General features: G+C 72.4%; 22 protein-coding genes. 19 read left to right on the forward strand and 3 right to left on the reverse strand.

Annotated features, from left to right (window positions below; all coding sequences use genetic code 11):
* Positions 1-28: 28 nt before the first annotated feature.
* The 4 genes from rnc to QMG39_RS14470 all read left to right on the forward strand — a co-directional run bounded on the left by rnc (position 29) and on the right by QMG39_RS14470 (position 3,514).
* On the forward strand, positions 29-691 hold the full coding sequence (rnc, locus tag QMG39_RS14455; protein ID WP_373878355.1) for a ribonuclease III: 663 nt from the start codon (positions 29-31) through the stop codon (positions 689-691).
* 2 nt (positions 692-693) lie between these two features.
* The gene (gene mutM, locus QMG39_RS14460; protein ID WP_281886194.1) at positions 694-1,608 is read left to right on the forward strand and encodes a bifunctional DNA-formamidopyrimidine glycosylase/DNA-(apurinic or apyrimidinic site) lyase; all 915 of its coding nucleotides are present in this window, start codon (positions 694-696) and stop codon (positions 1,606-1,608) included.
* 69 nt (positions 1,609-1,677) lie between these two features.
* The gene (locus tag QMG39_RS14465) at positions 1,678-2,688 is read left to right on the forward strand and encodes an SDR family NAD(P)-dependent oxidoreductase (RefSeq protein ID WP_281886196.1); all 1,011 of its coding nucleotides are present in this window, start codon (positions 1,678-1,680) and stop codon (positions 2,686-2,688) included.
* 19 nt (positions 2,689-2,707) lie between these two features.
* On the forward strand, positions 2,708-3,514 hold the full coding sequence (locus QMG39_RS14470; protein ID WP_281886198.1) for a hypothetical protein: 807 nt from the start codon (positions 2,708-2,710) through the stop codon (positions 3,512-3,514).
* Here QMG39_RS14470 and QMG39_RS14475 read toward each other — a convergent pair.
* Positions 3,509-4,579 carry a GNAT family N-acetyltransferase gene (locus tag QMG39_RS14475; RefSeq protein ID WP_281886200.1) on the reverse strand — a complete coding sequence of 357 codons (1,071 nt, stop codon included), beginning with the start codon at positions 4,577-4,579 and terminating at the stop codon, positions 3,509-3,511. The genes QMG39_RS14470 and QMG39_RS14475 overlap by 6 nt on opposite strands.
* 139 nt (positions 4,580-4,718) lie before the next feature.
* Between QMG39_RS14475 and smc the strand changes: the two genes are divergently transcribed.
* From smc to QMG39_RS14500, 5 genes are all read left to right on the forward strand, one after another.
* Complete coding sequence (gene smc, locus QMG39_RS14480) at positions 4,719-8,222, forward strand: chromosome segregation protein SMC (protein ID WP_281886202.1); 3,504 nt, start codon at positions 4,719-4,721, stop codon at positions 8,220-8,222.
* A 31-nt stretch (positions 8,223-8,253) separates the two neighbouring features.
* Positions 8,254-9,132 (forward strand): signal recognition particle-docking protein FtsY, encoded by an 879-nt coding sequence (ftsY, locus tag QMG39_RS14485; RefSeq protein WP_281886204.1) that lies wholly within the window; start codon positions 8,254-8,256, stop codon positions 9,130-9,132.
* Between the two features lie 20 nt (positions 9,133-9,152).
* Positions 9,153-9,647: a DUF2004 domain-containing protein gene (locus QMG39_RS14490; protein ID WP_281886206.1), complete on the forward strand. Its 495-nt coding sequence runs from the start codon at positions 9,153-9,155 to the stop codon at positions 9,645-9,647.
* A 48-nt stretch (positions 9,648-9,695) separates the two neighbouring features.
* The gene (ffh, locus tag QMG39_RS14495) at positions 9,696-11,273 is read left to right on the forward strand and encodes a signal recognition particle protein (protein ID WP_281886208.1); all 1,578 of its coding nucleotides are present in this window, start codon (positions 9,696-9,698) and stop codon (positions 11,271-11,273) included.
* Positions 11,274-11,359: 86 nt separating this feature from the next.
* Positions 11,360-12,787: a GH1 family beta-glucosidase gene (locus tag QMG39_RS14500; protein WP_281887302.1), complete on the forward strand. Its 1,428-nt coding sequence runs from the start codon at positions 11,360-11,362 to the stop codon at positions 12,785-12,787.
* A gap of 22 nt (positions 12,788-12,809) precedes the next feature.
* Here the strand turns inward: QMG39_RS14500 and QMG39_RS14505 are convergent, their stop codons facing one another.
* Positions 12,810-13,982: a glutamate--cysteine ligase gene (locus QMG39_RS14505; RefSeq protein WP_281886210.1), complete on the reverse strand. Its 1,173-nt coding sequence runs from the start codon at positions 13,980-13,982 to the stop codon at positions 12,810-12,812.
* A gap of 260 nt (positions 13,983-14,242) precedes the next feature.
* Between QMG39_RS14505 and rpsP the strand changes: the two genes are divergently transcribed.
* The 5 genes from rpsP to QMG39_RS14530 all read left to right on the forward strand — a co-directional run bounded on the left by rpsP (position 14,243) and on the right by QMG39_RS14530 (position 17,127).
* On the forward strand, positions 14,243-14,647 hold the full coding sequence (gene rpsP, locus QMG39_RS14510) for a 30S ribosomal protein S16 (RefSeq protein ID WP_281886212.1): 405 nt from the start codon (positions 14,243-14,245) through the stop codon (positions 14,645-14,647).
* Positions 14,648-14,651: 4 nt separating this feature from the next.
* Complete coding sequence (locus QMG39_RS14515; RefSeq protein ID WP_281886214.1) at positions 14,652-14,888, forward strand: RNA-binding protein; 237 nt, start codon at positions 14,652-14,654, stop codon at positions 14,886-14,888.
* Between the two features lies 1 nt (position 14,889).
* On the forward strand, positions 14,890-15,480 hold the full coding sequence (rimM, locus tag QMG39_RS14520; RefSeq protein WP_281886216.1) for a ribosome maturation factor RimM: 591 nt from the start codon (positions 14,890-14,892) through the stop codon (positions 15,478-15,480).
* Positions 15,481-15,489: 9 nt separating this feature from the next.
* Positions 15,490-16,200, forward strand: a complete 711-nt coding sequence (gene trmD / locus QMG39_RS14525) for a tRNA (guanosine(37)-N1)-methyltransferase TrmD (protein WP_281886218.1) — start codon at positions 15,490-15,492, stop codon at positions 16,198-16,200.
* Between the two features lie 150 nt (positions 16,201-16,350).
* Positions 16,351-17,127: a sirohydrochlorin chelatase gene (locus QMG39_RS14530; RefSeq protein WP_281886220.1), complete on the forward strand. Its 777-nt coding sequence runs from the start codon at positions 16,351-16,353 to the stop codon at positions 17,125-17,127.
* A gap of 39 nt (positions 17,128-17,166) precedes the next feature.
* Here QMG39_RS14530 and map read toward each other — a convergent pair whose 3' ends face one another.
* Complete coding sequence (gene map, locus QMG39_RS14535) at positions 17,167-17,934, reverse strand: type I methionyl aminopeptidase (protein WP_281886222.1); 768 nt, start codon at positions 17,932-17,934, stop codon at positions 17,167-17,169.
* An 86-nt stretch (positions 17,935-18,020) separates the two neighbouring features.
* On the opposite strand from map, the gene QMG39_RS14540 reads away from it, so the two are divergent.
* From QMG39_RS14540 to QMG39_RS14560, 5 genes are all read left to right on the forward strand, one after another.
* The gene (locus QMG39_RS14540) at positions 18,021-18,536 is read left to right on the forward strand and encodes a hypothetical protein (RefSeq protein WP_281886224.1); all 516 of its coding nucleotides are present in this window, start codon (positions 18,021-18,023) and stop codon (positions 18,534-18,536) included.
* A gap of 187 nt (positions 18,537-18,723) precedes the next feature.
* Entirely contained in the window at positions 18,724-19,071 is a 348-nt protein-coding gene (gene rplS, locus QMG39_RS14545) for a 50S ribosomal protein L19 (protein WP_281886226.1), read from the forward strand.
* A 73-nt stretch (positions 19,072-19,144) separates the two neighbouring features.
* The gene (gene lepB, locus QMG39_RS14550; protein ID WP_281886228.1) at positions 19,145-19,882 is read left to right on the forward strand and encodes a signal peptidase I; all 738 of its coding nucleotides are present in this window, start codon (positions 19,145-19,147) and stop codon (positions 19,880-19,882) included.
* Between the two features lie 4 nt (positions 19,883-19,886).
* Positions 19,887-20,573 carry a ribonuclease HII gene (rnhB, locus tag QMG39_RS14555; RefSeq protein ID WP_281886230.1) on the forward strand — a complete coding sequence of 229 codons (687 nt, stop codon included), beginning with the start codon at positions 19,887-19,889 and terminating at the stop codon, positions 20,571-20,573.
* A gap of 6 nt (positions 20,574-20,579) precedes the next feature.
* Positions 20,580-20,903, forward strand: a complete 324-nt coding sequence (locus QMG39_RS14560; protein WP_281886232.1) for a DUF2469 family protein — start codon at positions 20,580-20,582, stop codon at positions 20,901-20,903.
* Positions 20,904-20,930: the final 27 nt, after the last annotated feature.

Consider the following 20,930-nt stretch of genomic DNA (forward strand, 5'->3'; position numbering starts at 1 on the left):
CACCGAGGAGGCGGCGAGTCTCGACGCGCTGCAGCGCACGCTGCAGGTCGAGCTCGACCACGACCTCCTGCTGCTCGCCCTCACGCACCGGTCGTTCGCGTACGAGCACGGCGGAATCCCCACCAACGAGCGCCTCGAGTTCCTCGGCGACTCGATCCTCGGGCAGGCCGTCACGGTGTCGCTCTATCGCGACAACCCGGATCTCGACGAGGGCGACCTCGCGAAGCGCCGCGCCAGCCTCGTCTCGAGCGTCGCGCTGGCCGAGGTCGCGCGCACCATCGGCCTCGGGCCGCACATCCGCCTCGGTCGCGGCGAGACCCTGACCGGCGGTCACGACAAGGCATCGATCCTCGCCGACACGGTCGAGGCGATCATCGGCGCGACCTTCCTCGATGCGGGCCCGGATGCGGCGACCGACCTGGTGCTGCGCCTGATCGGTCCGCTCATGGCCGATCCGGATCGCTTCGGTGCGGCGATGGATCCCAAGACGAGCCTGCAGGAGATCGCGGCGCGCCGCGGCGCGTCAGCACCCGCCTACACGGTGACCGAGTCGGGCCCCGACCACAACAAGGTGTTCCAGGCGACCGTCGTCGTGGGCGACCTCGTGACCGGCACGGGATCGGGCACGAGCAAGAAGCAGGCCGAGATGGCCGCGGCGCTCGACGCCTGGACGCGCCTCAGCGCCGACTGAGCATGCCCGAACTGCCCGAGGTCGAGGTCGTCCGGGCGGGCCTCGCACCGGCCGTCACCGGTTCCCGCGTGCTGGGCGTCGAGGTGTTCGAACCGCGCTCGCTCCGGCGGCACGATCCGACGACCGGGGTCTTCGAGGAGCTCCTGACCGGCGCGCGCATCGAGGCGGCCGTCCGCCGCGGCAAGTTCCTCTGGATGCCGCTCGACACCGGCCGCGCCCTGCTCGCGCACCTCGGCATGAGCGGCCAGCTGCTGCTGCGCACGCCCGACGCGCCGCTCGTGCCGCTGCTGCGCGCACGCCTCCACGTCGCCTCGCCCGCGCACGGCGACCTCGCGGTCGACTTCGTCGACCAGCGCATCTTCGGCTCGCTCGCGATCGAGCGAATGGTGGAGACCGAAGACGGGGCTCCCGCCGGCTACTCCGGCGATGCGGGCGAGACGGATGCCTCGTGGCGCACGCGCCTCCCGGTGCCCGTCGCCCACATCGCCCGCGACCCGCTCGACCCGGCATTCGACGACGCCCGGTTCCTCGCGGCACTCCGGGCACGGCGCACGGGCATCAAGCGGGCGCTGCTCGACCAGAACCTCGTCAGCGGCATCGGCAACATCTACGCCGACGAGGCGCTCTGGTCGGCGCGCGTGCACTACGACGAGCCGTCCTCGGCCGTCGGTCCGGTGCGCTCGCGACGCCTGCTCGCCGCCGTGCGCGAGGTGTTCGAGCGCGCGCTCGCGGAGGGCGGCACGAGCTTCGACGCCCAGTACGTCAACGTCAACGGGGCATCCGGCTACTTCGCCCACTCCTTGAACGCCTACGGGCAGCAGGGCCGCCCGTGCCCGCGCTGCGGCACGCCGATCGTGCGGGAGCAGTTCATGAACCGGTCGTCGCACCGCTGCCCGCGCTGCCAGCGACGACGCTGATCGCGGCGGCGGTAGCATCGCAGGCGTTCGACCCTGCAGTGCTCCGCCATCGACCGGGACGGAACCGAGATGACCTCACCCGAGCACCCGACTCACGAGCCCGAGCACTTCGCCGACGTCGTGGCCGGGCTGCCGTCGCTGGAGGGTCGCACCGTTGCGGTCACCGGCAGCACGAGCGGCACGGGCGCGGTCTTCGCGTCGACCGCGGCGTCGCTCGGTGCGCGGGTGGTCCTGCTCAACCGTCCATCGCCGCGGGCGACCGCATCCGCCGCGGCGCTCGAGGCGGCGGGTGCGCACGTCGTGCCGATCGCGTGCGACCTGCAGCGCTTCGAGAGCGTGCGCCTGGCCGCCGCGGATGTCGCCGAGGCGGCGCCCGACGGCATCGACGTGCTCTGCAACAACGCCGGCGTGATGGGGCTCGCCGACGTCGCGACGCCCGACGGATGCGACGTGCAGATGCAGACCAACCACCTCTCGCACTTCCTGCTGACGTCGCTGCTCTGGCCTCTGCTCGCCGCAGCGTCCGAGGCCCGGGGAGAGGCGCGCGTGGTCAATCACTCGAGCGGTGCGCGCCGAGGGGCGCCGCTGCGCGCGGCGTACCTGGAACCCCGCGGCGGCAACCTCGGCGGTGACGGCTTCCCCGGGTTCGGGAAGTGGCGCCGGTATCAGCAGTCGAAGCTGGCGAATCTGCTCTTCACCTACGCGCTCTCCGACCGGATGCCCGAGGCCGACCGCCTGCGCGGCATGAAGTCGGTCTGCGCCCACCCGGGGCCGACCGACTCGGGCCTGCAGGCGAAGACCGCCGGTGCGGGCGGCACGCGCCTCCTCGACCGTGCCATCCTGCGGCGCACGCTCCGTGTCGCCCACTCGGTCGAGGACGGGACGATGGGCATCCTCTGCGCGTCCTTCGAGCCGGACGTCGATGACGGGCAGTTCTACGGTCCCGCCGGGCGGGGCGAGCCGGGGCCCGCCGTCCTGCTGCCGCCGGAGCGCGACCCCGCCGCCGAACGGCTCCTGTGGGACGTGAGCGAGCGCACCACCGGCGTGACGGACTTCTTCGGCGCCGACAGTGCCGTCTGACCGGCTGGGATCCCGCGGCGTGCCCGGACCGCCCTTCTTCCACCGCCGCGGCGACCTCGTCATCCGCGAGGCTCCCGCTGATCGCGTACCCGTCGCGGTCTTCGAGGGCCGGGTCCCCACACCTCGAGAGCGGAGGCAGATCCTCCGGGCGGGACTCGGACTGCACCTCGTCTCGGTTCCCCGCGAAGCCGCGGGACTGGAGTTCCTCCGCGACTTCCACGGCCTCACCAGCCTGGGCATCGTCGGCACGGGCCTCGACACCCGGCCGATCGCCGCCATCGGCTCGCTGCGCGAACTCGAGCTCACCGTGCCGGGAGCGCCCGAGACCGATCTGTCGTCGCTCCCGGACCTCGAGCGCTACTCGGGGCTCCTCCGAGGGTTCGAGACCGTGCTCGACGCCCCGGCGCTCGCCCGCGCATCGTTCTCGGAGACGTGGCGCGGCACCCTCCCGAAGCTCCCTCCCTCGCTCACGTCGTTGACCCTGACCGGCGCCCGGAACGTGTCGTCCATCGCCGCGGACGGCCCGGGACCCTGCCTGTCGGAACTCGTGATCGAGGGTGCCCGACGCTTCGACCTCGGTTCGCTTCGCGGCATGTCCGACCTGCGGATCCTGTCGCTGGAGCGGATCGGGCTGATCCGGGGAGCTGCGACGCTCGCAGCACTGCCGATCCGCGAGCTGGGGATCGTCGACTGCCGCGGATTCGACGAGATCGATCCGCTGGCCCGGATCGCAGATGCCGAGGTCACGGTCGTCGGCCCCCTCGGAGGGGCGCTGCGCGCCGTCGCGGAGCGGAGCACCGCCCGCTGGAGCTTCTTCAGGTCATAGCGTCTCCGACGGGACCCCGCCGTCGACCCGACGCTGCCACGCCGCCGAGTACGCGGCCGTCCGGAACCCGAGCGCGACGTTGATGGCGAGCATGTGCGCGTTCTCGTCGGCGTTCCAGGTGTAGACGCGCGTCCGGTCCGGCGCGGCCTCGGCCAGCGCGCGATGGTTCGCCTGCTTGACCCGCAGGCCGAGGCCTCGGCCGCGGTGCGCGGCGACCACGAGCGTGTCTCCCTGGTAGGCGCAGGACTTGTCGTGCGGCAGCTCGAGCTCGGTGTACCCGGCGACCGTGCCGTCCTCGGCCACCGCGGCCGCGACCAGCAGCCCGTCGCCGCTCTCGGCGCGCTGCCCCTCGAAGGTGCGCACCCGGTCGGCATCCCAGTGCTCGGGGTCGATCGTGAGGTCCGCTGCCGGCACGTCGAGCGCCATGCGGGTCTTCGCCGCGGCGTACGCGTCGACGAGCTCGTCGGGCGCGTGCGCCGACCACGTGACCAGGCGGTACCCCGGGGCGGGCTCCGGTTCCGGCACGTCGCCGGCCCCGACGTCGAGCACGCTCATGCGCTCGACCTGCCCGAGCGCATAGCCGTGGCGGGTGAAGAAGGCCGCGCGCGGGTCGGCGGCGGGCACGACCGCGTCGCCGACGGATGCCGCGAGGCGCGGGCCGTCCACCTCGAGCGTGGCGGCGGGGTGGTCGCTCCAGCTGATGAGCACCCGGCGGCCCGCATCCAGCGCGATCCGCTCGCACTCGGCGAGCAGCCACGACCCGATGCCGAGGCGTCGCCGCGCCGCCGGCACGACGCCGTACAGGATCGCGGTCTCGGCGTCCTCGCCCGGCTCCCACTCCACCACGGCGGCGCCGATGGCGTCGTCGCCGTCGAGGGCGAGCAGCGGCACGCGCCGCACGTACTCCGACCGGTAGCGCGGAAGCGCGGTGCGCGCGTCCGTGGTGAGGTCGTCGTTGCCCCAGAGCCCCGTCTCGACCTCGCGCATGAGGTCCACGTACCGCTCGAAGCGGCGTGCGCCGGCAGTGCCCAGGCGTTCGGGCACGTGCACCCGTTCGATGCGCATCGTCGCGCCCCCCGATCCGCCGCGCGAGTGCGCAGCCGACGAGCCTACCGCCTGCGCGGATCGCGGGGAAGAGTCCGGTACCGTAGTCGCGGGCGATCCGCGGGCCGGTCGGGTCGCCGTTCGTCAACGGGGGAACCACGTGTACCTGAAGAGCCTGACCCTCAAGGGGTTCAAGTCCTTCGCACAGCCCACCGTCTTCGCGTTCGAGCCGGGCGTCACGTGCGTCGTCGGCCCGAACGGCTCCGGCAAGTCGAACGTGGTCGACGCCCTCGCCTGGGTCATGGGCGAGCAGGGCGCCAAGACCCTCCGCGGCGGCAAGATGGAGGACGTCATCTTCGCCGGCACCTCGAGCCGCGGGCCGCTCGGGCGCGCCGAGGTGGCCCTCACCATCGACAACACCGACGGCGCGCTGCCGATCGAGTACACCGAGGTGCAGATCAGCCGCACGCTCTTCCGCAACGGCACGAGCGAGTACGCCATCAACGGCGAGGCGTGCCGCCTGCTCGACGTGCAGGAGCTCCTCAGCGACTCGGGCCTCGGCCGGGAGATGCACGTCATCGTCGGCCAGGGCCAGCTCGACAACGTGCTGCACGCGAGCGCCGACGACCGCCGCGGCTTCATCGAGGAGGCCGCGGGCATCCTGAAGCACCGTCGGCGCAAGGAGAAGACGCTCCGCAAGCTCGACGCGATGGAGACCAACCTCACCCGCCTCTCCGACCTCGCGGGCGAGATCCGCCGGCAGCTGAAGCCGCTCGGGCGCCAGGCCGAGGTCGCGCGCCAGGCGCAGTCGATCGCGGCGGTCGTGCGCGATGCGCGTGCCCGGCTGCTCGCCGACGAGGTCGTGGGCCTGCGCCGCACGCTCGACGCGCACTCCCGAACGGAGGCCGAGCGGCACTCGGAGCGCCTCGTGCTGCAGGACCAGCTCGAGCAGCGCCAGGCCCGCGTCGCGCGCCTCGAGCAGGCGCAGCAGTCGGTCGCGGTCGACGACGCCAGGCGCGTGGAGTTCGGCCTCGAACAGGCGCAGGAGCGCCTGCGCGGACTGCACACCCTCGCGAACCAGCGGCTCGCGCTGCTCGGTCGCGATGCCGACGAGCCGGATGCGGCACCCACCGTCTCGCAGTCGGCCATCGACGAGGCCCGAGCCGAGCTCGAACGCGTCCAGGAGGCCGTGGCGAGCGCCGTGGCGGGGCTCGAGCAGGCACAGCAGGCGACGGTCGCCGCACGCCGGGCCCTCGACGCCACCGACGAGGACGTCGCCGCGCAGAGCGCCGCGGTGTCGCGCTACGACCTCGAGCTCGCGGCCCTCTCCGGTCGCGCCGACACGGCCGCCTCCCGCCTCGCGACCGTGCGCGGCGAGGTGCTGCGACAGGAGAACGCGCTCGCTGCGGCGTCCGACCGTGCGACCGCAGCGGCGAACGCCCTCGCCGAGCTCGAGTCCACCGCCTCGCTCAGCCAGGACGGCGAGACCGACCTCGACGAGGCGTACGAGCTCGCGCAGGCCGCCGTGTTCGAGGCGGAGGGCGAGATCGAGCGCATCCGCGAGGCGCTGCACGAGCGCGAGCGAGAGCGCGACGCGCTGACCGCGAAGGTCGGCGCGCTGTCGCTGGCGCTCGACCAGCGCGACGGCTCGGCCGCGCTCGTCGCCGCGGGCCGCGCCGGCGTGCGCGGGCTCCTCGCCGAGCACGTCCAGGTGCAGCCGGGCTTCGAGGCGGCGATCGCCGCGGCGCTCGGCACGCTCACCGACGCGGTGCTCGTCGACGACCGCGACGCGGCGCTCGACGCGCTGGCGCACGCGCGGGCGCACGATCTCGGCCGCGTCGAGCTCGCGATCGCGGAGACCGCGTCCGAGGCGGCACCGATCGACGCCGACGGGCTCACGCCCGCGGCATCCGTCGTCACCGCCCCCCAGGGGGTCGCCGCGCTGCTCGCCCGCACCGTCATCGCCGACGACGTGGCGGCCGCGCGCGCCGCGGCGGGTGCGCTCGACGCCGACGACGTGACCGTCGTCACGCGTGACGGCGACGTGCTCGGCCGCTACGTGATCCGCGGCGGCTCCGGCGAGGGGCGCAGCCGCATCGAGCTCATCGCCGAGCGCGACGCCGCCGACGCGCGGCTCGGCGAGGTGCGCTCCGAGCTCGAGACGCGGAGGTTCGAGCTCGCCGAGCAGCGCACGGCGCACCAGGCCGCGAAGCAGCAGTCCGCGCAGGCGCTCACCGCGCTGCGCGAGTACGACGCGCAGCTCGCCGCGCAGACCGAGCAGCTCAACCGCGCCCGGGTCACCGCCGACGCGGCGACCGCCGAGACCGAGCGCCTCGCGGAGTCGGCGCGCACGGCCGCGGAGCGCGTGGCCGAGGCCGAGACGGCGTCGGCCGAGGCGAAGGCGGCGCTCGAGCAGGCCCGCGCGACGCCGCGGCCGGTGCTCGACCTCACGGCGCGGGACGCGGGCGCCGCCGCGCTCGAGACGGCGCGCGAGGGAGAGGTCGAGGCCCGCCTGGCGCTCGAGACCGCGCGCGAGCGCGTGCGCAGCGAGCAGGCGCGCATCGCCTCGCTCGAGCGTCGGCGCGAGGCCGAGCGGCGCGCGGCCGAGGAGGCGGCCCGCCGGGCGGTCATCCGACGCCGCCAGTTCGATGCGGCGCGCAGGGTCGCCGACGCGCTGCCCGCGGTGCTCTCGTCGGTCGACGCGTCCGTCTCGGAGGCGCGCATCCGCCTCGCGCGGGCCGAGGACGAGCGGCGGGGCCAGAACGAGGAGCTCAACGCCCTGCGCCGCGACGAGGCGGGCGTGCGCGAGCGCCTGCACTCGATCACCGAGGACGTGCACGGCCTCGAGCTGCAGATCTACGAGAAGAAGCTGCACGTCTCGTCGCTGCTCGAGCGCGCGCAGTCCGAGCTCGGCCTGGCCGAGGACGTGCTGGTCGACGAGTACGGGCCCGACCAGCCCGTGCCGAGCGACGAGGAGGACGGCGAGGACGCCCCGTTCGACCGCGCCGTGCAGCAGCGCCGGCTGAAGGGCGCCGAGCGCATGCTCGCCCAGCTCGGCCGGGTGAACCCCCTCGCGCTCGAGGAGTTCGCCGCGCTCGAGCAGCGGCACGCGTTCCTCACCGAGCAGCTCGCCGACCTGACGAAGACGCGGGGCGACCTCATCACGATCATCGAGGAGATCGACCGCAAGATGGTCTCGATCTTCGAGGCCGCGTTCGAGGACACCCGGGCGGCGTTCGGCGAGGTCTTCCCGGTGCTCTTCCCGGGCGGCACCGGCAGCATCTCGCTGACCGACCCCGACGACCTGCTCGCGAGCGGCATCGAGGTCTCCGTGAAGCCCGCGGGCAAGAAGATCGAGCGGCTCTCGCTGCTCTCCGGCGGCGAGCGCTCGCTCGCCGCGGTGGCGCTGCTGATCGCGATCTTCAAGGCGCGCCCCAGCCCGTTCTACATCCTCGACGAGGTCGAGGCGGCGCTCGACGACGCCAACCTCGGTCGCCTGCTCACGGTCATCGAGGAGCTGCGAGACGACAGCCAGCTCATCGTCATCACGCACCAGAAGCGCACCATGGAGATCGCCGACGCGCTCTACGGCGTCTCGATGCGGCAGGACGGCGTCTCGGCCGTCGTCGGCCAGCGCGTGCGCGAGGAGCGCGCGAGCGCCTGAGCGACGCTCGGGAGACCGTAGGCTGGTCGCCATGGCAGAACGCGCATCCTGGTCGCTCGGCGCACGTCTCCGGAACGTCTTCCAGGCGAGGGTCATCGACGAGGACACGTGGGACGACCTCGAGACGGCGCTCATCACGGCCGACTTCGGCCCCGACCTGACCGAGGAGATCGTCGAGCACCTCCAGGGCGAGGTCGAGCGGTTCCGCACGACCGACCCGCGGGACGTGCAGCGGATGCTCCGCGAGGTCATCGAGGAGCGCCTGTCGAAGTACGACCCGACGCTGCGCCTCAGCGAGCGCCCCGCCGTCGTGCTCGTCGTCGGCGTGAACGGCGTGGGCAAGACCACGACGATCGGCAAGTTCGCCCGGTTCCTCGCCACCTACGGGCGGAGCGTGGTCGTCGGCGCCGCCGACACCTTCCGCGCCGCCGCGGTCGACCAGCTCGCGACCTGGGCCGAGCGCGCCGGCGCCGAGGTCGTGCGACCCGAGCGCGAGGGGCAGGACCCGGCGGCGGTCGCGTTCCAGACCGTCGAGCGTGCGAAGCGCGACGGCATCGAGATCGTGCTGATCGACACCGCCGGGCGCCTGCAGACCAAGGGCGGGCTCATGGACGAGCTCGCGAAGGTGCGCCGGGTGGTCGAGAAGCAGGCCCCGGTCGCCGAGGTGCTGCTGGTGCTGGACGCGACCACCGGCCAGAACGGGCTCGCCCAGGCGCAGGCGTTCATCGAGCACGCGGGCGTCACCGGCCTCGTGATCACCAAGCTCGACGGCTCGGCGAAGGGCGGATTCGTGCTGAACGTGCAGGACCGCACGGGGCTGCCGATCAAGCTCATCGGCCAGGGCGAGGGCATCAACGACCTCACCGGTTTCACCCCGCACGTCTTCGCGCAGAACCTCATCGGGGAGTAGCGTCGGAACGAGGGGGTGCGATGTCCATCGAGCACGAGTACTTCGGCGTCGTCGGCGGTGACGGCGGGTCCTACTGGTCCGAGGTCGTCGACTGCGGCGACCAGTCGGTCGAGGTCGTGCTCCAGGCCGACGGCGACGAGCTCTCCGAGGAGTCGCTCGACGTCGCGGCCGGCATGGTGAGCGGCATCGAGGACCTCGACGCCGACGTGCGCGAGGCGTTCGTCGCCGAGCTGGCGCGGCCGTCGACGCCGACCGCGCAGTTCCTCGCCGACGTGCAGGAGGCGCTCGAGCCCGAGGACATCGAGGACGCGATCGCCCGCGAGTCGGGCGACCGCGAGATCGACATCCTGCGCTCGCTCGTGCTGGAGCGGGTCGAGTTCCGGCCGGCGAACGGCGGCGAGGACGAGGCGTTCGCGGTGTTCGAGTACTCGTTCGCCGCCGACGAGTCCGACGCGCGCCTCATCGCCTCCGTGGACCGCGACTCCGACGTCGTGGACGTGCAGTACGAGGGCTGACCCCGGGGCGCGGGGCGGGCGGATGCCTCGCGTAGACTTGCAGCCACCATGGCTACCTTCGGAACCCTGTCCGACCGTCTTGCCGAGACGTTCAAGAACCTCCGCACCAAGGGCAAGCTGTCCGCGTCCGACGTCGACGGCACCGTCCGCGAGATCCGGCGCGCCCTGCTCGAGGCCGACGTGGCGCTGCCCGTCGTCAAGGAGTTCACCCAGACGGTGCGCGAGCGCGCGCTCGGCGACGAGGTCAGCCGCGCGCTGAACCCCGCCCAGCAGGTCGTGCAGATCGTCAACGAGGAGCTCGTCGGCATCCTCGGCGGCCAGCAGCGGCGCCTGGAGTTCGCGAAGACCCCGCCGACCGTCATCATGCTCGCCGGCCTCCAGGGCGCCGGAAAGACCACCCTCGCGGGCAAGCTCGCGAAGTGGCTCAAGAAGGACGGCCACACCCCGATGCTCGTGGCCGCCGACCTCCAGCGGCCGAACGCCGTGAACCAGCTCCAGGTCGTCGGCGAGCAGGCCGGCGTCACGGTCTACGCGCCCGAGCCGGGCAACGGCGTCGGCGACCCGGTCAAGGTCGCGAAGGACGCCGTGGCGCAGGCCACCCGCGCCCAGCACGACACCGTCATCATCGACACCGCGGGTCGCCTCGGCGTCGACGCGGAGCTCATGAAGCAGGCCGCGAACATCCGGAAGGCGACGAACCCCGACGAGGTGCTGTTCGTCATCGACGCGATGATCGGCCAGGACGCGGTCGCGACCGCGAAGGCGTTCCAGGAGGGCGTCGACTTCACGGGCGTGGTGTTGTCGAAGCTCGACGGCGACGCGCGCGGCGGTGCCGCGCTCTCCGTGGCATCCGTCACGGGCCGCCCCATCATCTTCGCGTCCACGGGCGAGGGGCTCGACGACTTCGAGCCGTTCCACCCCGACCGCATGGCGAGCCGCATCCTCGACCTCGGCGACATCCTCACCCTCATCGAGCAGGCCCAGCAGGCCTTCGACGAGGAGGAGGCGGCGAAGGTCGCCGAGAAGATCGCGAGCGAGCAGTTCACGCTCGACGACTTCCTGAAGCAGATGCAGCAGCTGCGCGGCGCTGGCAACATCAAGAAGATGATGGGCATGCTGCCCGGCATGGGCTCGATGAAGCAGCAGCTCGACGACTTCGACGAGCGCGAGATCGTGCACACCGAGGCCATCATCCAGTCCATGACGCCGGCCGAGCGCACCAACCCGAAGCTGCTGAACGGCTCGCGGCGCCTCCGCATCGCGAAGGGCTCGGGCATGACCGTCACCGACGTGAACCAGCTCGTGCAGCGCTTCGAGCAGGCCGCGAAGATGATGAAGACCGTCGCGCGCGGCGGCACGCCGCAGATCCCCGGCATGGGGCCCATGCCGGGCGGCGGCGGCCACGGCCAGGGCAAGCGCAAGAAGGGCGGCAAGAAGCCGCAGGGCTCGCGCTCGGGCAACCCGGCCAAGCGCGCCGCCGAGAACGCCGCGCTGGCGGAGGGCCGCTCGGTCGCCCCGTCGGGTGCGGCCGCGGGCTCGGGCTTCGGCCTCGGCGGCGGTGGAGCGAAGGGTGCGCCGTCGGAGGAGGAGCTGCAGGCCCTGCAGAAGTTCCTCGGCCGCGGCTGACCCGCGACCGGATGACGCGGCCGGGCCACCGGCCTAGGGTGGGCTCCGGGGGAGTCGCTCGCAACGAGGGGGGGCATCAGATGACCATGCAGAGCGCCGACTACCGCGACAGCGGACTCGACTTCGGCCGCGACTTCGTGTTCGGCTCGGCGACGGCGTCGTACCAGATCGAGGGCGCGGTGGCCGAGGACGGCCGCGGGCCGTCGATCTGGGACACGTTCAGTCACACTCCGGGCAAGGTCTGGAACGGCGACACCGGCGACGTCGCCTGCGACCACTACCACCGGGTCGAGGAGGACCTCGACCTGATGCAGCGGCTCGGCCTCGAGTCGTACCGGTTCTCGATCGCCTGGCCGCGCATCCAGCCGACGGGCACGGGCGAGGCGAACGAGGCGGGCCTGGCGTTCTACGACCGGCTCGTGGACGGGCTGCTCGCCCGCGGCATCCGCCCGATCGCGACCCTCTACCACTGGGACCTGCCGCAGGCCCTCGAGGACGCCGGCGGCTGGACGAGCCGAGACACCTCGTTCGCCTTCGCCGAGTACGCGCGCATCGTCGGCGAGCGGCTCGGCGACCGGGTGTCCGTGTGGACCACGCTGAACGAGCCGTGGTGCTCGGCGTACCTGGGCTACGGTTCGGGCGCGCACGCACCGGGGCACACCGACGGCGCGGAGGCGCTCGCGGCGGTGCACCACCTGAACCTCGCGCACGGCCTGGCCGTGCGGGCCCTCCGGGAGGTCGTGACGAACGACCCGGAGTTCTCGATCACGCTGAACCTGCACGTCGTGCGACCCGACGGCCCGACCGGGGCCGAGGCGGCCCGGCGCATCGAGGGCCTCGCGAACCGGGTGTTCCTCGACCCGATGCTGCGCGGCACCTACCCGGCCGACGTGATGGAGGACACGGCCGCGGTGACGGACTGGTCGTTCGTGCACGACGGCGACCTCGAGCTCATCCACCAGCCCGTCGACCTCATCGGCGTGAACTACTACTCGACCGTCACCGTGCGCATGTGGGACGGCAGCGGCGAGAAGGTCGTCGCCGACGGCCACAAGGACATGGGCGGCACCGCCTGGCCCGGTGCGGACGGGGTCGAGTTCCTCCAGCAGCCCGGCCCGTACACGGCGATGGGCTGGAACATCGACCCGTCGGGCCTCGAGGACCTGCTGGTCTCGCTGCACGAGCAGTTCCCGGACACCCCGCTCATGGTCACCGAGAACGGCGCGGCGTTCGACGACGAGGTCGTCGACGGCGGCGACGGACCGCGCGTGCACGACGCCGAACGCATCGACTACCTGCGCCGGCACTTCACGGCGGCGCATCGCGCCATGGCCCGCGGGGTCGACCTGCGCGGCTACCAGGTGTGGTCGCTCATGGACAACTTCGAGTGGGGATACGGCTACTCCAAGCGCTTCGGCATCGTGCGCGTCGACTACGAGACGCTCGAGCGCATCCCCAAGGACAGCGCGCTCTGGTACGCCGAGCTCATCCGCACGCGCCGCATCCCCGGCTGACCGGCGCGGCCCGGGCCGGCGCTCACTGCTGGCCGGCGACGCCCTCGCGCAGCTCGCGGGCGAGGTGCCGCACGACCGCCGTGAGGTCGTCGTCGGCCTCCGCCGCCGCGCGCAGCTGGCGCTGGTAGCTCGCACCGTGCTCCAGCATGGTGCGCACGCCCTGCAGCTCCTCGGCGCAGCCGAGCCGGCGCGAGAACGGCTCCAGCACGGTGACGAGCTCGGCGATGTCGTCCGCCACCGGGCGCTGCGTGCCCGCGATGTCGATGATCGCCTCGGCGTCCATGCCGTAGCGCGCCGCCCGCCACTTGTTCTCGCGGATGTACCAGGGCTGCAGCACGGGCAGCGTCTCGCCCTCGTCGAGCCGCGTGCTCATCCACTCCACCAGGCACTGCACGAGCGCGGCGATGGAGGCGATCTCGGCCGACGTCGACACGCCGTCGCAGACGCGCACCTCGACGGTGCCCCAGCGTGCGGACGGGCGGATGTCCCAGCGCACCTCGGTCTGCTCCTCGATGATGCCGGTGCGCATCAGGTCGTCGACGTGCCGCTCGTACGCCTCCCAGTCGGGCAGCGGGTACGGCAGGCCGGCCGTCGGCAGCTGCTGGAACATGAGCGCGCGGTTGGACGCGTACCCGGTCTCGACCCCGGCCCAGTACGGGCTCGACGCGGAGAGGGCCTGGAGGTGCGGGATGTAGCGCATGAGGCCGTCCATGATCGGCAGGGCCTTGTCGCGGTCCTCGATGCCGACGTGCACGTGGATGCCCCAGATCATCATGTTGCGGCCCCACCACTGGGTGCGCTCGATGAGCTTGTGGTACCTCGGCTTGTCGGTCACGGCCTGCTGGAACCAGCGCCCGAAGGGGTGCGACCCGGCGCAGATGACCTCGTACTCGCCGAGCTGGTCGATGATGCGGCGCACGAGCCCGAGCTGCTGCTCGAGGTCGGCGACGGCGTCGGCCACGCGCTCGTGCACGCCCGTGACGAGCTCGACGGTGTTGCGCAGCAGCTCGGCCGTGATGCGGGCCGCGACGGGGTCGTCCGCACGCTCCGCGAGCACGCCGAGCACGCGGTCGCCGACGGGCGCGAGCTCGCCCGTCAGGCGGTCGACGATGGCCACCTCCCACTCGATGCCCACGGTCGACCGGGCCGAGTCCGCGAACGGGATCGGGGGTGGCCTGTCGTTGCGGCTCTCCATGTGCGGGCCGGCGCTCCTCCCGGGCCGCCCCACGGCGGCCGCGCTGGAGACATCGTCGCACGCCCGCGCCCGTCGGTCACGCCCCCCGGTGCATCCGTCGCCGATTCACGAATCGCGCCGAAATCTGCAAGAATGGTTCGTCGAGTTCCAGCGCGCCCGACCCTCTATCCGGCGCCCGGAACGAATCAGAGCTTCCGCCGAGTGTGCACCCCACGCTCACGGCTGTCAGTTCGTCTCACTACAACACACACGGGAGAATCGTGGCTGTCAAGATCCGTCTGAAGCGCCTGGGGAAGATCCGGGCGCCGTACTACCGCATCGTCGTCGCCGACTCGCGCACCAAGCGCGATGGTCGCGTGATCGAGGAGATCGGCAAGTACCACCCCACCGAGGAGCCCTCGTTCATCGAGGTCGACTCCGAGCGCGCGCAGTACTGGCTGGGCGTCGGCGCGCAGCCGACCCCGCAGGTGCTCGCCATCCTGAAGCTCACCGGCGACTGGGGCACCTTCAAGGGTGAGAAGGGTGCCAAGAGCACCGTCAAGACCGCCGAGCCGAAGGCCGCCTACGTGGCCGACGAGTCGAAGAAGACGGTCCTGAAGCCCAAGACCGAGAAGCCCGCCGAGAAGGCCGAGTCGGCCGACGAGGCCGCTGCGGACGAGGCCTAGGCCCGTGCTGGCACCCGCGCTCGAACACCTGGTCAAGGGGATCGTCGATCACCCCGACGACGTTCGCGTCGTGACCGCCTCGTCGACGCGCGGGGAGGTCCTCGAGGTCCACGTGAACCCCGAGGACCTCGGCCGGGTCATCGGCCGCGCCGGTCGCACGGCCAAGGCCCTGCGCACGCTCGTGACCGCCCTCGCCGACGGCCGACGCGTGCGCGTCGACGTCGTCGACACCGACCGCTGACGTGGCCTCCACGCCGCGCACCCAGCTGCGCGTCGGTCGGCTGACCAAGGCGCACGGTCTCAAGGGCGCCATCAAGCTCGAGCTCTACACCGACGACCCCGAGCGACGGTTCGTTCCCGGCGCGCAGTTCTCGCTGCAGGTGCCGACGTCGAGCCCGTGGCACGGCAAGCACCTCACGCTCACCGAGCTGCGCTGGTACAACGGGCATCCGGTCGGGTTCTTCGAGGGCGTCGCGGACCGCACCGCGGCCGAGACCCTCATCAAGGCGATCCTCTGGGTCGACCAGGACGACGCCGACGAGGAACCCGAGGACGACGCCTGGTACGACCACCAGCTCGTCGGCCTCGCCGTCGTGCGCGACGGCGAGCGCATCGGCACGGTCAAGCACGTCGACCACCTGCCCGCCCAGGACCTGCTCGTGATCTCGGTCGGCGGCCGCGAGGTGATGGTGCCGTTCGTGTCGGCGATCGTGCCCGAGGTCGACGTCGAGGCGGGCACCGTGACGGTGACCCCGCCGCCGGGACTGCTCGAGGAGCTGCCCGAGGCGCAGCCCGAGGCGCAGCCCGAGGCGCAGCCCGACGCCACCGACTAGGAGCGGCCGATGCGGATCGACATCGTCACGATCTTCCCCGAGTTCTTCCGGGTGCTCGACGTGTCGCTGCTCGGCAGGGCGCGCACCGCGGGCCTGCTCGACGTGCGTGCGCACGACCTGCGCGACCACGCACACGACCGCCACCGCACGGTCGACGACACCCCGTACGGCGGGGGAGCGGGCATGGTCATGAAGCCCGAACCGTGGGGCGAGGCGCTCGACGGCATCCTCGACGAGGCAGAGGGTGCGGGCGAGACGGTGCCGACCCTCATCGTCCCCTCGCCGGCGGGCGAGCCGTTCACCCAGGCGATCGCCGCCGAGCTGGCGCAGCTCGACCACCTGGTGTTCGCCTGCGGGCGCTACGAGGGCATCGACCAGCGGGTGGTCGACCACTACGAGGAGCGGATGCCGGTGCGGCTGCTGAGCCTCGGCGACTACGTGCTGAACGGGGGCGAGGTCGCCGCCATGGCGATGATCGAGGCCGTGGGCCGGCTCGTGCCGGGCGTGGTCGGCAACCCCGAGAGCCTCGTCGAGGAGTCGCACGAGGACGGCCTGCTCGAGTACCCGAGCTACACGAAGCCGCAGGTCTGGCGCGGGCTCGAGGTGCCCGACGTGCTCCGCAGCGGCAACCACGGCGCCGTCGCGGCCTGGCGCCACGAGCAGCGCATCGAGCGCACGCGGCGGGTCCGCCCCGACCTCCTCGGCGACGACGACGCCTGATCGCGGACGCGCCGGCGGGGCCGCCCGGCACCCCCCGACCGGGGGAGGATTCACGCGCCCGAAACATCCGAGTGCTCAGCGCGAAACACGCCTTTCATAGTTTCGAGACGCGCGAGAGCACGCGCAGGTGACGGGAAGGCGGGGCCGGGGATGGTCGAGGCGGAGTCGGCGAAGGCGATCGACTCCGACGGCGACACCCCTCCGCTGACGCTCCTCGCGGTGACCCACGGCTCGCCGTCGCCCGACAACCGGGCCGCCATCATCGGCCTCGTCGACGCGGTCGCGAGCGCGCGCGGCGACCTCGACGTGGGCATCGGCTTCGTCGACGCCCAGCACACCGACGTGGCCTCGGCGGTCGCGCGCAGCGTGCACGCGCCCGACGCGGTGATCGTGCCGCTCGTGCTGTCGGCCGGGTACCACGTGCGCACCGGCCTCGCCGCGGGGCTCGACCAGGTCGAGTCGAGCGAGGTCGCCATGGCCGCGACGCTCGGACCCGACTCGCGCCTCATCGACGTGCTCGCCGCCCGGCTCGAGGCCGCCGGGCTCCGGCAGGGCGACTCCGCGGTGCTCGCGGCGGCCGGCTCGAACGACCCCAAGGCCGTGCGCGAGTGCTTCGAGACCGGGCGGCTGCTCGCCGCACGGCTCGGCCGGCCGGTCACGGTCGGGTTCATCGCGGCCGCGATGCCGCGCCTGCACGACGCCATCGAGATGGTCCGCGAGGTCCACGCCGGCTCGCGCGTGGTCGTGTCGACCTACCTGCTCGCGCCGGGGCACTTCAACGACGCCGTCGCGACCGCGGGCGCCGACGTGGTGGCGCCGCCGCTCATCGTGCCCGGCGAGCCCGTGGCATCCGAGCTGGTCGACCTGGTGCTCGACCGGTACGACGACGCGACCGTGCTCGTGCGGGAGTCGGGCAAGGCCCGCTGAACGCCGGGCGGCCGCCGTCGGCGCGGGTCGACGGGAGCGTCAGTCGCGGGCCGTCAGCACGATCGGGCCGCTCTCGGTCACCGCGATGGTGTGCTCCGAGTGCGCGCCGCGCGAGCCGTCGGCGCTGCGCAGCGTCCAGCCGTCGGGGTCGGTGAAGATGCGGTCGGTCGTCTCGAGGAACCACGGCTCGATCGCGATCACGAGGCCGGGCTTCAGCGGCAGGCCCCGGTGGGCGCGGCCGTCGTTCGGCACGTGCGGGTCGCCGTGCATGGTGCGCCCGACGCCGTGGCCGCCGAAGTCGGTGTTGATCGCGTAGCCCTCGGCGCGCGCGATCTCGGCGATCGCCGCGGAGATGTCGCCGATGCGGTTGCCCACGGTGGCCGCGGCGATACCGGCGTCGAGCGCGCGACGGGTGGTGTCGATGAGGCGCAGGTCCTCGTCGCGCGGGGTGCCGACCACGATCGACGCCGCGGAGTCGGAGACCCAGCCGTCGACGGATGCCGCGAAGTCGACGCTCAGCAGGTCGCCGTCGCGCAGCCGGTAGTCGCGGGGGAGTCCGTGCAGCACGGCGTCGTTGACCGAGGTGCAGAGCACCTTGCCGAACGGGCTCGCGCCGAACGACGGGTGGTAGTCGATGTAGCACGACTCCGCGCCGGCCTTCCGGATCATCTCGTGCGCGAGCGCGTCGAGCTCCAGCAGGTTCACGCCGACCGCGGCCCTGTCGAGCATCGCCTCGATCACGGATGCCACGAAGCGGCCCGCCGGCCGCATCTGCTCGATCTCCGCCGGTGTCCTCAGTTCGATCACGACACTCCCTTCCCGACTCCATTCTGTCGCGTGCGCGCTGGGCGAACGCCGAGCGCACGCCCAGCGGCGGCCGTTACGCTGGATCCATGCTCCTCCGGAGGATCTTCTACCGCTGGCAGTTCATCGCCGCGTTCGTCCTGCCCGCCTGGCTCTTCGTCGGCTGGGGCATCTGGGGCGAGAGCGCGTGGGGCATCCTCGGCCTGCTCATCGCCGCGCCCGCGTCCTTCCTCTCGCTGATCGTCGTCGCCGGGATCACCGCGGCGCGCGCGACGGCTCGCCAGGAGCGGGCCGTCTCGTGGATCGACGTCGGCATCATGACCGCCTGGCACCTCGCGCTGATCGGCGTCGGGTTCTCCGGTCCCGCTGCGGGCACCTTCGCGGTGTTCGCCGTGCTGCTCGCCCTCGCCGCGTTCTGGTCGGCCGTGTGGCAGCTGCTGCGCGACAGCGCGCGCCGCGCCCAGGCCACCTTCGCCGAGTTCGAGCGACAGGCGCAGATGCCGCCGCAGGCGGGCACGCGGCCGCCGCAGGCGGGTCAGGGCCCGAGGCGCGGCCCCGACGACGGCGACGTCATCATCGTGCACGAGGTGCGCGACCCCTCGTAGCCGCGTGCCGCCCGAGGCATCCGCTTTGCCGAACCGGGCGCCGCATGGCAGAATGGTCGATTGTGCTGCCGCACGACTCTGCCTCCGGGGAGTGCGCAGGGCGCGATGGCGCCCGGCGAGGCGGCACCATTCACTTCCATTTCATCAACCGTGTTCGACCGGTGGCGGGCACAGAGAGCGACTCATCATGCACATCCTCGATTCCGTCGACGCGGCCAGCCTCCGCTCCGACATCCCCGAGTTCCGCCCGGGCGACACCGTCAAGGTGCACGTCAACATCGTCGAGGGCAACCGCTCGCGCATCCAGGTCTTCCAGGGCGTCGTGCTCGGCCGTTCGGGCGAGGGCGTCCGCGAGACCTTCACGGTCCGCAAGGTGAGCTTCCAGGTCGGCGTCGAGCGCACCTTCCCGGTGCACTCGCCGATCATCGACCACATCGAGGTCGTCACCCGCGGCGACGTGCGCCGCGCGAAGCTGTACTACCTCCGCAACCTCCGCGGCAAGAAGGCGAAGATCCGCGAGAAGCGCGAGTCCTGAACCGTCGCCCCGTTCGGGGCACGATCGGCCGAGCTCCCCGACCCTAGACTGGGACGGGGAGCTCGGGTGGTGAATGACTGAAGACATCGACGCCGCCGCACGCGCGGACGAGGCACGAGGGCGACGACGCCGCGGAGCACTGCTGTTCCTGCGCGACCTCCTCGTCATCTTCGTGGTCGCGGTGCTGGTCTCGTTCCTCATCAAGACCTACCTGATCCGGTCGTTCTACATCCCGTCGCAGTCGATGGAGCAGACGCTCCTGGTCGACGACCGCATCATCGTCAACGAACTGGTCCCCGACCTGATGCCGCTCTCGCGCGGCGACGTGGTCGTGTTCGAGGACCCGGGCGGCTGGCTCACGGCCCGCCCCGAACCGGAGCAGCCGCCGCTCGTCGCGGCGATCGACTGGTTCTTCTCGCTCGTCGGGCTCTCCGCCTCCGACAGCAACGACCACCTCATCAAGCGCGTCATCGGCCTGCCCGGCGACCACGTCGAGTGCTGCAACCCGCTCGGCCAGGTGAGCGTGAACGGCGTGCCGATCGACGAGCCGTACATCACGCTGCCCGAGGGGGAGACCGAGGCGTCGGGCGACGACTTCTCGGTCGAGGTGCCCGCCGACGCGCTCTGGGTCATGGGCGACAACCGCTACAACTCGAAGGACTCGCGGTACAACCGGGACACGCCCGGCGAGGGGTTCGTGCCGGTCGAGAACCTCGTCGGCCGCGCCTTCGTCATCAGCTGGCCGGTCGCACGCTGGTCGTGGATCGGCGACTATCCTGAGGTCTTCGCAGGCATCCCCGACCCGGAGTGACCCGATGGCAGCAGGCAAGGCGCCCACGATGACGCTGGAGCGCGGCCTGCTCGCCGACGGCGCGCCACTGGTGCTCGCGTGCGACGAGGTCGGGCGCGGCGCGCTCGCCGGGCCGGTCACGGTCGGGATCGTGGTCGTCGACGCCGAGACGAAGCGGATGCCCGCGGGCCTGCGCGACTCGAAGCTGCTGCCCGAGCCCCGGCGCGACCTGCTCGCGCCGCGCGCGGCGAGGTGGGTCGCCGCCTCGGCGGTCGGCGAGGCGAGCGCGAGCGAGATCGACGAGCTCGGCATCATGGCCTGCCTGGGGCTCGCCGGCTCGCGGGCGTACGCCGCGCTCGAGGCATCCGTCGACCTGCCCCTCGGCGCGCCGCTGCTGCTCGACGGCAACCACGACTGGCTGAGCGCGCACATCGCGCGCCGGGCGCGGGTCATCACCCGCATCAAGGCCGACCGCGACTGCGCGTCGGTGTCGGCGGCATCCGTCATCGCCAAGGTGCACCGCGACACGGGCATGCGCCGGGCGCACGAGGAGACCCCGCACTACGGCTGGGACGAGAACAAGGGGTACTCGACGCGCGCGCACTTCGCCGCGATCGCCGAGCACGGCCCGCACGCGCTGCACCGGCATACCTGGCTGCATCCCGAACGTGCCGAGGAGGCGCCGCCGCTGTTCGACCTCGGCGTAGGATGAACCGCGATGGATGAAGACGAGTTCGAGGACTACGACCGCGAGGTCGAGCTTGCCCTCTACCGCGAGTATCGCGACATCGTGTCGCAGTTCCAGTACGTGGTCGAGACCGAGCGCCGCTTCTACCTCGCGAACGAGGTCGAACTGGTGCGCCGCGACACCGAGCACGACTTCTACTTCGAGCTCACGATGAAGGACGTCTGGGTCTGGGACGTCTACCGCGCCGACCGCTTCGTGAAGTCGGTGCGCGTGCTCACGTTCAAGGACGTCAACATCGAGGAGCTCGCGAGCCGCGACTTCGAGCTGCCCAAGGAGCTCGCGCTCGACGAGTAGGCGTTCATCGCCTCCTGCACAGGCTCG

This window comes from Agromyces rhizosphaerae (assembly GCF_027925245.1).
Classification (GTDB): domain Bacteria; phylum Actinomycetota; class Actinomycetes; order Actinomycetales; family Microbacteriaceae; genus Agromyces; species Agromyces rhizosphaerae.

Bases quoted from the DNA above. Each gene is read 5' to 3' on its own strand.
- mutM (WP_281886194.1), top strand. From the start codon at position 694: ATGCCCGAACTGCCCGAGGTCGAGGTCGTCCGGGCGGGCCTCGCACCG.
- QMG39_RS14465 (WP_281886196.1), top strand. From the start codon at position 1,678: ATGACCTCACCCGAGCACCCGACTCACGAGCCCGAGCACTTCGCCGAC.
- QMG39_RS14475 (WP_281886200.1), bottom strand. From the start codon at position 4,579: ATGCGCATCGAACGGGTGCACGTGCCCGAACGCCTGGGCACTGCCGGC.
- ftsY (WP_281886204.1), top strand. From the start codon at position 8,254: ATGGCAGAACGCGCATCCTGGTCGCTCGGCGCACGTCTCCGGAACGTC.
- QMG39_RS14490 (WP_281886206.1), top strand. From the start codon at position 9,153: ATGTCCATCGAGCACGAGTACTTCGGCGTCGTCGGCGGTGACGGCGGG.
- ffh (WP_281886208.1), top strand. From the start codon at position 9,696: ATGGCTACCTTCGGAACCCTGTCCGACCGTCTTGCCGAGACGTTCAAG.
- QMG39_RS14500 (WP_281887302.1), top strand. From the start codon at position 11,360: ATGCAGAGCGCCGACTACCGCGACAGCGGACTCGACTTCGGCCGCGAC.
- QMG39_RS14505 (WP_281886210.1), bottom strand. From the start codon at position 13,982: ATGGAGAGCCGCAACGACAGGCCACCCCCGATCCCGTTCGCGGACTCG.
- trmD (WP_281886218.1), top strand. From the start codon at position 15,490: ATGCGGATCGACATCGTCACGATCTTCCCCGAGTTCTTCCGGGTGCTC.
- QMG39_RS14530 (WP_281886220.1), top strand. From the start codon at position 16,351: ATGGTCGAGGCGGAGTCGGCGAAGGCGATCGACTCCGACGGCGACACC.
- QMG39_RS14540 (WP_281886224.1), top strand. From the start codon at position 18,021: ATGCTCCTCCGGAGGATCTTCTACCGCTGGCAGTTCATCGCCGCGTTC.
- rplS (WP_281886226.1), top strand. From the start codon at position 18,724: ATGCACATCCTCGATTCCGTCGACGCGGCCAGCCTCCGCTCCGACATC.
- lepB (WP_281886228.1), top strand. From the start codon at position 19,145: ATGACTGAAGACATCGACGCCGCCGCACGCGCGGACGAGGCACGAGGG.
- rnhB (WP_281886230.1), top strand. From the start codon at position 19,887: ATGGCAGCAGGCAAGGCGCCCACGATGACGCTGGAGCGCGGCCTGCTC.
- QMG39_RS14560 (WP_281886232.1), top strand. From the start codon at position 20,580: ATGGATGAAGACGAGTTCGAGGACTACGACCGCGAGGTCGAGCTTGCC.